The sequence below is a fragment of the Pseudoalteromonas shioyasakiensis genome (assembly GCF_001550135.1).
GTDB lineage: Bacteria > Pseudomonadota > Gammaproteobacteria > Enterobacterales > Alteromonadaceae > Pseudoalteromonas > Pseudoalteromonas shioyasakiensis.
The window spans coordinates 35,665-48,548 of the sequence record NZ_LRUE01000013.1 but is presented as its reverse complement, the minus strand read 5'-3'; the positions used below and the strand labels follow the sequence as shown (position 1 = coordinate 48,548).

The following is a 12,884-nucleotide window of genomic DNA, read 5'->3' as shown; positions in this document are numbered from 1 at the left end:
ATAAAAAACCGGCATAAAGCCGGCTTTTTCACTTTACTATCAATCACTTGATTTGTGGATCAAGTTCACCTGATAAGTATTTAAGATGCATATCATCTAAAGAGATTGGCTTGATCTTACCAGCTTGACCTGCCGTACCAAATGCTTCGTAGCGAGCAACACAGATCTCTGTCATTGCTTTCGTTGCTTCAGCTAAGTATTTACGTGGATCAAAGTTAGCTGGGTTTAAAGCTAAGTGACGACGAATTGCACCTGTTGATGCTAAACGAAGATCGGTATCGATATTAACTTTACGAACACCATATTTAATACCTTCGATGATCTGCTCTACTGGCACGCCATACGTTTCAGGAATTTCGCCACCGTATTGGTTAATCACTTCTAACCACTCTTGTGGCACAGAAGACGAACCATGCATTACTAAGTGTGTGTTAGGAATACGCGCGTGGATTTCTTTAATGCGATCAATCGCTAAGATATCGTCTGTTGGTGGACGAGTGAACTTGTACGCACCATGTGATGTACCACAAGCAATAGCAAGTGCATCAACCTTAGTTTTACTAACGAAATCAGCGGCTTCTTCAGGATCTGTTAGCATTTGATCAGTAGACAATTTACCTTCAGCACCAACGCCGTCTTCTTCACCTGCTTCACCTGTTTCCAGTGAACCTAAAACACCTAACTCGCCTTCAACAGACACACCACAAGCATGTGCCATTTCAACTGTTTGACGTGTTACATCAACATTGTATTCGTAGCTTGAAGGGGTTTTACCATCAGACATTAATGAGCCATCCATCATAACTGACGAAAAGCCTAACTGGATTGAGCGCTGACATACACCTGGTGAAGTTCCGTGGTCTTGGTGCATTACAACTGGGATATGAGGCCATTCTTCAACGGCTGCTAAAATCATATGACGAATAAAAGGGGCACCAGCATAGGCACGTGCGCCTGCTGAGCCTTGTACAATTACCGGGCTGTTTGTTTTGTCAGCCGCTTCCATAATTGCACGCATTTGCTCTTGGTTATTAACGTTAAACGCAGGTACGCCGTAACCATTTTCAGCTGCATGATCAAGAAGTTGTCGCATACTGATTAAAGCCATTTGGTATTCTCCAAATTGTATCGACAGTAGTTTCCTACTATCTAGTTTGAACGGATAAGTTATTTTTTGATGCATCACTGCATCACGAAAAGCTCGCGCCTACCGTAACAGCTGTAAATAAAACGAGGGTGAGAGGTATTTTATTAACAGCTAAACCAGCGTAATTACCTAATAACTACGCTGGCATACGCACTAATTACTTAGCACGTTCTTCAAGCATAGCAACTGCTGGTAATTTTTTCCCTTCTAAAAATTCAAGGAAAGCACCACCACCGGTTGAAATGTAAGAAACTTTATCGGCAATGCCGTATTTATCAATCGCTGCAAGCGTATCACCGCCACCAGCAATCGAGAATGCACTTGAGTTAGCAATCGCATCAGCAATAGCACGTGTGCCGTTGCCAAATTGGTCAAATTCAAATACACCAACTGGACCATTCCATACAACAGTGCCCGCATTAGCAATGATTTTTGCTAATTGGTTTGCTGTATCAGGACCAATATCGAAGATCATGTCTTCGTCTGTTACTTCATTCACATCTTTTAATGTCGCCACTGCAGATTCTGAGAACTCATTACCTACAACAACATCAGTTGGTACCGGGATTTCACCGTTATTAGCTTTTGCCGCAGCACTTAATTTGTTTGCTTCATCAATTAAGTCAGCTTCAAATAAAGATTTACCTACTGGGTGACCTGCCGCTGCGATGAAGGTATTAGCGATACCACCACCCGTTACAAGTTGATCAACCACTTTCGAAAGTGAATCAAGTACAGTTAACTTAGTCGATACTTTAGAGCCACCAACAATAGCAACCAAAGGACGAGCTGGGTTATCAAGCGCTTTACCTAGTGCGTCTAGCTCTGCCGCAAGTAGTGGACCTGCACACGCAACATCAGCAAATAAACCCACACCGTGAGTCGATGCTTGTGCACGGTGAGCCGTACCAAATGCGTCCATTACGTAAACATCACATAATGCAGCTAGTTTTTTAGACAGTGCTTCGTCGTTTTTCTTTTCGCCAGCGTTAAAACGCACGTTTTCGAAAACAACCACTTCGTTATCAGCAACGTCTACGCCTTCTAGGTAGTCTTTTTCAAGACGAACTGTTTGCTCAAGGGCATCATTTAAATAATTAACCACAGGGGCAAGCGAAAACGCTTCATCATATTCCCCTTCCGTAGGGCGGCCAAGGTGTGACATCACCATTACTTTAGCGCCTTTTTCTAACGCTAATTTGATAGTTGGTAATGCTGCACGAATACGTGCATCAGAGGTCACTTTACCTTCTTTTACAGGCACATTTAAATCTTCACGAATTAACACGCGTTTGCCGTTTAAATCTAAATCTGCCATTTTAATGACCGACATGGACTTCTCCTTAGTTAACGATACTAATATTATATTTATAAATTATTGGCTTACAGCCATCATCGCACGCGCAGTGTCGAGCATACGATTCGCAAAGCCCCACTCATTATCGCACCACACTAACAACTTTATCAGTCGTTTATGACTAACACGTGTCTGAGTGCCATCTATGATACAAGAATGTGGGTCATGATTAAAATCTACCGATACCAATGGCTCTTCTGTGTAGCTTAAAATACCGTCAAGGCGGTCTTTTGCAGCTAACTTAAGTGCCTGATTGACAGTCGCTAAATTCACATCGGTATTCACTGTTACACTTAAATCCATCGCCGTCACATTGATAGTTGGTACCCTAACAGCAATGGCTTCGAAGCGACTATGAAACTTAGGCAAAATACGCTCAATACCACGAGCAAGCTTTGTATCTACCGGAATAATAGACTGGCTTGCAGCGCGAGTACGACGTAAATCATGATGATACGCATCAATCACTTGCTGATCATGCATCGAGGCATGAATCGTTGTAATAGCCCCAGATTCAATCGAAAATGCGTCATCCAGCACTTTAATTACTGGCACAATACAGTTTGTGGTACATGAACCGTTTGAAACAATCGTATGTTCAGCTTTTAGCTCATCATCGTTAATACCATACACAATTGTGGCATCAACATCAGCATCTGCAGGCTGTGAAAACAATACTTTTTTTGCACCAGCAGCCAAGTGTAGTTCTGCATGTTCACGAGAGTGATACACCCCAGTACATTCAAGAACCACATCAACATCAAGAGTTTGCCAAGGTAGTTCTGCAGGGTTTTCTTCTGCAAATAAGGCTATAGAGTCGTTAGCAACCGTTAAAGTATCTTCGCCAAGATTAACAGGGAATGAAAAGCGGCCGTGAGATGTATCGTATTTAAGGAGATGGGCAATGCCCTTAGGGTCGGCTAATTCGTTAATAGCGACAATTTTGATTTGATCTTCAAGCCCTGATTCATACAGTGCACGGACGATATTGCGCCCGATTCGACCAAAACCATTAATTGCAAGTTTGATTGCCATGAAGAAGAAAATCCACTCTATTTGCTTGCAGATAAAGGCAACTGCCTTTTAGATGGCGGTATTGTAATCGACCTTTGAAGTTTTTATAAGAGGGCAAGGTAAATAAAACTACTTTAACAACCCTAGATGGCTCAATTTTGGGAATCGACCTGAAGAGTTTTTATAAGAGGTCAGCCAAAATAAAAATTGCTTAGCATGTTTTAGATGGCGCAGTTTTGGTAATCGACCTTACACATTTTTATAAGAGGGCAAGGTAAATAAAAATACTTTAACAACCCTAGATGGCTCAATTTTGGTAATCGACCTGAAGAGTTTTTATAAGAGGTCAGCCAAAATAAAAATTGCTTAGTATGTTTTAGATGGCGCAGTTTTGCTAATCGACCTTACACATTTTTATAAGAGGGCAAGGTAAATAAAACTGCGTTAGCAACCTCAATCTTACTTTTTTCCTTTATAGCCAGCGACGAACAGATTTTTTGTATTGCTGGTATGCTGACCCAAACTTCTCTGCCATAAACGTTTCTTCTGGCATAATTTGAAATCGATTCATATAGAGAATAAATACCGGCAGCATTATAAAACTCGCAATATTACCAAGATAAATTCCCCAACCAACTAACATTAATAACATACCTACATACATTGGGTTACGGCTAAATTGATAAACACCACTTGTAACAAGACTCGCCGACTTTTCTGGAATTCGAGGGTCAACGGTCGTGCCTTGCTTGCGAAATTGATAAACCCCTAATAAAGCAAACATCACACCTGAAAATGCTATGAGTAGTGCTACAAAAGGTGATACAAAAAACGAGAAGCTAAAACTCGTAAACAACTCAGCTGTGCCCCACATCATCAATGCAATGATCAGCAGCAGCGCGACTGGAGGAATTTTTAATTCTAACTGATTCACACAAGCTCCCCTACTTTCAATGCCTTACCACGACTAATTTGATGACACTGGGCTAAGAATAACTCGGCCGTTGCCATGGCATCAGTAAGGGCATGGTGCGAGCTGTAATGCGGTAAGTTGTAGCGTTTACGGCATTCGCTAAGTGTTAAATCATCGTGGCCAATTTCGTGGCCTTGCTGGTGCAGGCGTTTTTTTTCAATAACAAAGGTATCAAGAATTAAACGCGCTTTTGCATCTAAGCCAAGCGTTCTGCAGGCCTGTTTTAAAAACCCCCAATCAAGTGCCGCATTATGAAACACTAAAATGCACTCACCAAAATGCTGATGCAGCTTGCCAAGAATGATTTCGAGGCTTTCACCAGTATCTATGTCTTGTTTTGCAATACCGTGATAAATCGGGCTTTGTTCTAAGCTTTGCACGTCTTTATTTATTAAATGCTGCGCACCGCTGAGCTTAATGCACTGATCTTCTATCATTACCCACGCCACTGAGACAATTTCGTGCTGGCGAGGGTCAAGGCCCGTTAATTCCATGTCTATCACTACGTAGCGCTCTTTATAGGCATCGGCTGCCAAGAGTTGCTTACGTGCTAAATACCGACTTAACCAGCGTTTAACCATAACGCCTCCTATAAACTACCGCGAGCAAATTTAAATGCGGCCGCTTGCTGTGCCTGTTTAACCAAATAAAATGCTTCTTTTAATTGATGTCGCTCTAATGAATTCAACGCATTTGGGTTAATACAGTTGCTAGGCAATCCCTCTTCGTTAATTTGCGTACCTAAACGCAGCTGGGTTAAAAAGCGCCAACAGTCTTTTAGGTTATATAAGTCATCTTTATTGAGTAGCGAAAATTTCATTAACGCATCAATACGCTCTTGCGTATTAGCACGCTGAATACCCGCTTTAAGCGAATATAAACGTACTATGTCGTTGATGATCACCACACCGCGTTTTTTTAAGTCGAGGTACTTATGCTGCTTTTCGTCAGTTTCTAATTTAAATTGATTAAACAAACCAATAGGCACTGGCGTATTTTTAATGTCGCTGGCCATAGCTGCATAGAATAAGTCGTTTTTAGAAATGCGTTTTAGCTGCTCACAAAAGCGCGCATATAAGGTGGTTGAGCCTTCAATAAAACGTAGATCAAAAAATATCTTACAATTGAGCATCGCCTCTGGTGTGGGTGAGGTGATCCACTTATGAAACTTTTCTGTCCAAGCATTAATGCCCATACGGCACTGTGCATTGCTCGCCATAATATTGCCAGGGCAACGTTTTATACCGCACTCAATTAAGTGCTCACAGACATACTCGCCCATGCGCTTAAAGTAATCGTGTTGTTCTTCTGTTAAATCATCAGGTAACAACAGGCCATTATCTTGGTCAGAATGCAGTGTTTGTTCTTCTCGCGCTTGTGAACCAAAACAAATAAAACTAAAGCTGGTTGGTGCCGCGCCATTATCTTCTTGGAACAAACGGATCAAACGCGAAGTCAGTGCATCGGTTAAGCCACTTAATAATTTACCAATCAAGGAGATATCATCAATATTGTTTGAAAAACCTTTTAATAAACCGGGTATCTCTTGCGAATAACGCTTTAAGTCAACCACGCTGTGCGCTTTGTAAATTCGCCCAATTAATTGTACTGGGTCGCTTTTTTGCTGACGCAGTAAATCAGTACTGGTGAGCATACCAAGCGGTTTATGATGTTCATCAAGCACTGGTAAATGGTGAATATTATGCTTAAGCATTAAGTGCAGCGCCGAAAACACGCGGTTATTTTCAAAAATAAACTTGGGTTTACACGTCATGATGCTACTTACTGACTCTTGAGGGTCAACCTCATCGGCCAATACGCGGTTGCGTAAATCTCGGTCGGTGACAACCCCAACGAGGCGATCATGTTCAGTTAGCATAATCGACGAAACACCCTGTTGTTTCATTTTTTTAGCGGTTTGACGAATACTTGCATCAGGAGCCAAGGTAACGGCTTTGCGATTCATCAATTCGCAAATTTTCTTCTCCGACCAACTGTCGTTTTGACTTTTATAATGAGACGACAATAAACGGTTTTTGTGGGCGCGAACAAAGTATTGCTCAAACACTTTATACTCACGGCGTAAGTAATCAAATGCCGCTTGGTTTAGCATGTAAACAATGCCTTCCTTTTGCACTGAAATGCTATTTTGAATCGCTTCGCCAGTTAACAGTGAAGGAAAACCAAAGTAATCGCCACTCGATAACTTAGTAATCACATCGCCTTTTGGGTCGACTAAATCATAATCGCCAGAGCGAATTAAAAATAATCTGAGATTATCTGAACTTAACCACTGATTTTGATTTTCGCGGGTCAGATAAATAATATCGAGATGGTTTACAAAATACTCACTGGCAGCACCATCAAGCTGATTAAATGGCGTTTGCTGCATCACAAATTGGGCGACTTCCTGTTGCTCGGTATTCATGGTCATTCTCGCTATAAAATAGAGACAATATCTACACTACCCCTGTTTGAAATAAATAAAAAGCCCGACTTAAGTCGGGCTTTTGAACTTCAAGAGTGTGTTCTTATAAAATGGTTTTATTAGTGCGCGTGTGCTGCGCTCGAACCTTTAGGGTTACGGATACCTTCAACCATTTCTTGGATTTCAACTGGTGTTTCAGCCGTTAGTTTAAGTACGATAGCTGCAACTACAAAGTTAACAATCATACCAACAAGACCGATACCCTCAGGTGAAATACCAAATAACCAGTTTGCAGGTGCATTCAATTCAGGGCTTACGAACTTGAAGTAGATAATATAAGCCGCTGTGAATGTAATACCTGTCACCATACCCGCAATCGCACCTTCTTTATTCATCTTCTTAGAGAAGATACCCATAATGATGGCTGGGAAGAAGCTCGCCGCTGCTAAGCCGAAGGCAAAGGCAACAACCGAGGCCACGAATCCTGGCGGGTTAATACCAAAGTAAGCTGAAATTACAATCGCTATCATCGCAGCTAGGCGCGCTGCTAGTAGCTCTTGTTTGTCACTTATATCTGGTTTTAAGGTACGTTTTAATAAGTCATGCGATACCGAGGTCGAGATCACCAATAGTAAGCCTGCTGTTGTTGATAGCGCTGCTGCGATACCACCTGCTGCTACTAATGCAATCACCCATGCTGGTAAGTCTGCAATCTCAGGGTTTGCAAGTACCATGATGTCGCGGTCAACTTTAACTTCGTTTGCGCTGTTTGGATCATCAATCTTACCTGCTGAGTAGAACATTTTGCCGTCACCATTTTTATCATTAAAGGTGATTAGGCCTGTTCTTTCCCAGTTTTTAACCCAAGCTGGTGCTTCAGCGTACTCTGTACCGCTACCGTCTTTACCGTTAATTGTATCAATCATGTTTACACGAGCGAATGACGCTACAGCAGGTGCTGTTGTATAAACAATTGCAATGAAAACAAGTGTCCATGCAGCTGAGATACGCGTGTCTTTAACACGAGGAACAGTGAAGAAACGAACGATTACGTGCGGTAAACCTGCAGTACCAACCATTAGTGCGCCTGTGATTGCGAATACATCAATCATGCTCTTCGAGCCTTCGGTGTACTGCGCAAAGCCAAGCTCCGTACTGAGCCCATCTAGTTTATCGAGTACAAACTGTCCTGAGCCATCGCTAAGCGTTGCACCAAAACCTGTTTGTGGGAAGAAGTGACCTGTCATCATCATTGAAATGAAGATTGCTGGAACAAGGTAAGCAAATACCAGTACACAGTACTGAGCTACTTGCGTATATGTAATCCCCTTCATACCGCCTAATACAGCGTAGAAGAATACAATCACCATACCAATGTAAACACCGGTCTCAATATCTACTTCTAAGAAGCGAGAGAAAACTACGCCCACACCACGCATTTGACCTGCGATGTATGTGAAACAGATAAAGATGGCACATAAAATTGCAACAACACGTGCAGCTTGTGAGTAATAACGGTCACCGATGAAATCTGGCACCGTGAACTTACCAAACTTACGTAGGTAAGGTGCTAAACAAAGTGCAAGTAGTACATAACCACCTGTCCAACCCATTAGATATACACCACCGTCATAGCCCGCAAACGAGATAATACCCGCCATTGAGATAAACGATGCCGCACTCATCCAGTCAGCAGCGGTTGCCATACCATTTGCTAGCGGCGGTACACCGCCCCCTGCAACATAGAATTCATTTGTTGACCCAGCACGAGCCCAGATTGCGATGCCGATATAAAGCGCGAAGCTTAAACCGACGATAATAAACGTGAGTGTTTGAACATCCATTGCTTAGCTCCTATTCGTCTACGCCATATTTTTTATCTAACGTATTCATTTTGAAAACGTAAACAAAAATCAAAGCAACAAAGGTGTAAATAGCGCCTTGCTGGGAGAACCAGAAGCCGAGTTTAAACCCAAAGAAACGTATCTCGTTAAGTACGTCTACCAGTAAAATACCGAAGCCAAATGACACGACAAACCAAATTGCTAATAATTTAAATAGCAGTGCGAGGTTTTCCGCCCAATAAGCTTTTGCTTGTTCTTCATCTTTAAAAGCCATTTTTTATCCCCTTATGCATTACAAGAAAGTAATGAGTGGTATTAGTTGTCATTAACTAAGTTAGCAAGGGTTCTGATTTATGGAATTGAGACCATAGTCGTAACAGCTAGTTTACGTTTACGTAAACTGCAAAACACCATTTGTTAATGGATGGTAAAAAACAATAATTAACAACAACTTAACCTATAAAGATAAATTTGCGAAATAGCGAAAATAGTAAAAACGAATGATCTGCGACATTAGTCTAATAAAGATACACAAAACAGTACTATTCATTAATTTTCAACAACTTGCATTTAATTAATTATTATTGCAAAAAATCTTGCCATCGAAATCGCGCATAATTCTGGTAAGGTAGTGTTATTACAATAACTACTGAATTTAAACATGACAGCTGCGCTTTTATTTGTTGCACTCGCCTATATTGGCGTGTTGTTTTGGTTGGCAAATTGGGGAGACAAAACCACTCCTCTTGCTAAAAGAATTAGTCACCACCCATTTGTTTATTCTTTTTCATTAGGGATTTACTGTACGTCTTGGACCTACTACGGTTCAGTTGGTACAGCAGCCACCAGCAGTTGGAATTACTTACCTATTTTAATCGGCCCTGCGTTGCTTTTTTTCTTTGGCCAAGGGTTTTTACGCAAATTAGTACTGGTCAGTAAAAAACAAAATATTACGACCATCGCCGACTTTATTTCAGCTCGCTATGGTAAACGGCAAACCACCGCCATTATGGTAACCATTATCGCTTTATTGGCGACGATTCCGTATATCGCACTGCAATTAAAAGCACTGAGTAGCAGCTTCTTACTACTGCAAAACGACGATCGTATTTCTGGCTCTGTGCTGGCCCTTTCGGCAACACTCATTATGGCGATGTTTGCGATATTCTTTGGTACGCGCAAAGTCGATGTAACCGAATATCGCTCAGGGCTAATGCTCGCTGTCGCCTTTGAATCTATGATTAAGTTATTAGCTTTGGTGGCCGTTGCTGGGCTTGCTTTATACACATTATTTAATTTAAGTACTGTGCAAACAGAGCAGCTAACGGGCTCTATTTGGCAACATTGGCAGAACTTCGACTTTTTTAGCTTTAACTTTATCGGCCAGTCATTAATGGCGGCAGCGGCGATTATCTGTTTACCAAGGCAGTTCCACGTGACTGTGGTCGATAACCAAGATAAACGCCACCTTTATACTGCCCGCTGGGCATTCCCCCTGTATTTATTACTGACTGCTGCAATGATTTTCCCTATTGCAACGGCAGCTATACACCCTGGCATTGGCAGTGGCTTCTCACCAGATAGCTTTGTATTAGCCCTACCGCTGATGCACGAAAACGCCTTTTTAACGACCTTTGTATTTATCGGAGGTCTATCAGCGGCTACAGCGATGATTGTTGTAGCCACACTCACGCTCAGTACCATGATTTCAAACGATGTAGTGCTGCCGTTAATGCTGCGTCGTAAGTTTAAACGTAACCTCATTACTAGCAGCTATAAGTCGCAAATCCTGTTAGTGAGACGCTTCACAATTGCTGGCATTTTGATTTTGTCGTATTTCTACCAGCAATGGTTTGGCCATGGTAAAGCGCTGGCTAGTATGGGTTTAGTGGCCTTTTCTTTGGTATCGCAATTACTCCCAGCTATTGTTGGCGGCTTATACTGGCGAAAAGGCCATGCGTATGGGGTTTATGCCGGATTATTAGCAGGCTTTATTTGCTGGGTTTTGTTCTTAATGCTGCCTATTTTAGATGCAGGCAATACCTTAAACGCAGAGCTGCAACAAACACTTATTACTCGTGGCACCCTAATCGCCTTATTTGCCAATATTGGCTGTTACATAAGTTTTTCACTCGGTGCAGATGAGCGTTTAATTGATAAAATTCAAGCAGCTGCTTTTGTTAATCCAAAAGAGCAAGCGGTATTCGCTAGACGTTTAAATAAAAACGTAAAAGCCACTGTTTACGATTTTAAAGTACTGCTGCAAACCTTCTTAGGTGTGCAGCGCTCGCAGCAAGTGCTGGCTCACTTTGCGTTGTCGCATAACTTAGATGACAACAACGCGCACCCAGAACCTGAGTTTATTGCTTATTGTGAGCGCGCCTTAACCGGTGTACTTGGTGCCTCTTCAGCACAAGCGCTGATCCACACGGTTGCTTCTGGTAAACGCATGGCCTTTGAAGAAGTGGTTAACTTTTTTGATGAAACCACACAGGCCCTGCAATTTAATCAAAACTTATTATTTACCTCTCTCGAAAACCTCAGCCATGGTATTTCGGTTGTTGATAAAGAACTTAATTTAGTGGCATGGAATAAGCGCTACGCAGAGATGTTTGCCTACCCAGATGACTTTCTCGAAGTAGGCCAACCAATTGAAGATGTGCTTAGATACAATGCCGAGCGCGGTGAATGTGGCCCCGGTGAAGTTGAACGCCATGTAGAAAAGCGCGTGCAGCATCTTAAAAACGGCACGCCCCATCACTTTATTCGTCACCGCCGTAATGGCCAAGTGTTCGAAATGATTGGTAACCCACTGCCTGATGGCGGCTTTGTAACAAGTTTCTCTGATATTACCACGCATATCGAAACGCAAAATGCGCTTGAAGAAGTAAACATGGATCTTGAAAACCGCATTGAAGCACGTACTCAAGAAATCCGTACTATCAATAAAGATTTACAAGCACAAATCGATAGCCGAGTACAAACTGAGCAAGCACTTACTTTAGCGAAAAAAGAGGCTGAGCAAGCTAATGACAGTAAAACGCGATTTTTAGCCTTAGCTAGCCACGATATTTTACAACCGCTAAATGCAGCGCGCCTATACCTTGCAGCTATTGATGATAAAACCCTTTCGAGCAACAACTTAAATAACTTTGAAAAGCTGGGTGCAAGCTTAGATTCAACGGTGCATTTGATGTCGGCGCTGTTAGAAATTGCCAAGCTCGAGCAAGGAGCAATGACCCCTACTCCGCGTCACTTTAGTATTGATGACATACTTGCCCCACTGAAAAATGAATACGCCATTATGTCGAGCGAAAAAGGCTTAAAACTGACAGTGCGTTCAAAGGGAATTATCGTTCATAGTGATATCACTTACTTACGCCGAATTATTCAAAACTTGGTGTCAAATGCGGTTAAATACACCGATAGTGGCAGAGTTTTAATTGCTTGTCGCAAACGCAAACATCATTTACGGATTGAAGTATGGGACACAGGCCCCGGCATTACAGAAGTAGAGCAAGCGAAAATCTTCAATGACTTTTATCGTATTGAAGCCGGTGATAACAAAGGGGTTGGCCTTGGCTTAGGAGTTGTAAAACGAATGGCCGACTTACTTTCTTTACGTTTAGATGTAAGTTCAACACCTGGCAAAGGTAGCCGCTTTAGTATTGAAGTACCTTATGGTGAAAGCCAATTTATTCAACAAAAAGATACGCCTAAAAAAGGGGTTGAGAACCGCAGTGCAATGAACATTATTGCTGTGGATGATGACCCTGAAAACCTTAATGCCATGGCAAGCCTATTGCAAAAGTGGCAGGCAAATTATCAGCTCTTTGATCAAGTTGAAACCGTGATGGCCTATGCCAAAGAGCACCGAGCGCCCGATGTGATCTTAATGGATTACCAGTTGGGTCATGATTGCGATGGCATCACGCTTATTAAAACCCTAAGAGAAATTTGGCAAAGCCCAGTGCCTGCCATTTTAATCACAGCGGTGCGTGATGAAGCCCTAAAACAGCAAACCAAAGAAGAGCAAATTCATTACCTTAGTAAACCTGTTAAGCCCGCAAAACTTAAAGCACTGCTTAACCACAGTACTTAACCAACGTTTTTAACAACAT

Annotated in this window: 9 protein-coding genes; 1 reads left to right on the top strand and 8 read right to left on the bottom strand. The window is 42.0% G+C overall.

Annotation, left to right across the window (positions count from 1 at the left end):
• Positions 1-43: 43 nt before the first annotated feature.
• From fba to PASHI_RS05480, 8 genes are all read right to left on the bottom strand, one after another.
• Positions 44-1,108, bottom strand: coding sequence for a class II fructose-bisphosphate aldolase (gene fba, locus PASHI_RS05515; RefSeq protein ID WP_054560883.1), 1,065 nt, complete (start codon positions 1,106-1,108; stop codon positions 44-46).
• Positions 1,109-1,304: 196 nt separating this feature from the next.
• Positions 1,305-2,480: a phosphoglycerate kinase gene (locus PASHI_RS05510; protein ID WP_054551165.1), complete on the bottom strand. Its 1,176-nt coding sequence runs from the start codon at positions 2,478-2,480 to the stop codon at positions 1,305-1,307.
• Between the two features lie 42 nt (positions 2,481-2,522).
• Positions 2,523-3,539: an erythrose-4-phosphate dehydrogenase gene (gene epd / locus PASHI_RS05505; RefSeq protein WP_054551164.1), complete on the bottom strand. Its 1,017-nt coding sequence runs from the start codon at positions 3,537-3,539 to the stop codon at positions 2,523-2,525.
• 451 nt (positions 3,540-3,990) lie between these two features.
• The gene (locus PASHI_RS05500) at positions 3,991-4,452 is read right to left on the bottom strand and encodes a methyltransferase family protein (protein ID WP_062564848.1); all 462 of its coding nucleotides are present in this window, start codon (positions 4,450-4,452) and stop codon (positions 3,991-3,993) included.
• On the bottom strand, positions 4,449-5,072 hold the full coding sequence (locus tag PASHI_RS05495) for a 3'-5' exonuclease (RefSeq protein ID WP_062564847.1): 624 nt from the start codon (positions 5,070-5,072) through the stop codon (positions 4,449-4,451). Before PASHI_RS05495 ends, PASHI_RS05500 begins: the two co-directional genes overlap by 4 nt.
• An 8-nt stretch (positions 5,073-5,080) precedes the next feature.
• A complete protein-coding gene (locus PASHI_RS05490) occupies positions 5,081-6,919 on the bottom strand; it encodes a DUF294 nucleotidyltransferase-like domain-containing protein (protein ID WP_062565099.1) in 1,839 nt (612 codons plus the stop codon).
• Positions 6,920-7,038: 119 nt separating this feature from the next.
• Positions 7,039-8,763 (bottom strand): sodium:solute symporter family protein, encoded by a 1,725-nt coding sequence (locus PASHI_RS05485; protein WP_062564846.1) that lies wholly within the window; start codon positions 8,761-8,763, stop codon positions 7,039-7,041.
• A 10-nt stretch (positions 8,764-8,773) separates the two neighbouring features.
• Positions 8,774-9,037, bottom strand: coding sequence for a DUF4212 domain-containing protein (locus PASHI_RS05480; protein ID WP_054551160.1), 264 nt, complete (start codon positions 9,035-9,037; stop codon positions 8,774-8,776).
• A 387-nt stretch (positions 9,038-9,424) separates the two neighbouring features.
• Here PASHI_RS05480 and PASHI_RS05475 point away from each other — a divergent pair, with 387 nt between their 5' ends.
• Positions 9,425-12,865 (top strand): PAS domain-containing hybrid sensor histidine kinase/response regulator, encoded by a 3,441-nt coding sequence (locus PASHI_RS05475; protein WP_062564845.1) that lies wholly within the window; start codon positions 9,425-9,427, stop codon positions 12,863-12,865.
• The last annotated feature ends 19 nt before the right edge of the window (positions 12,866-12,884 follow it).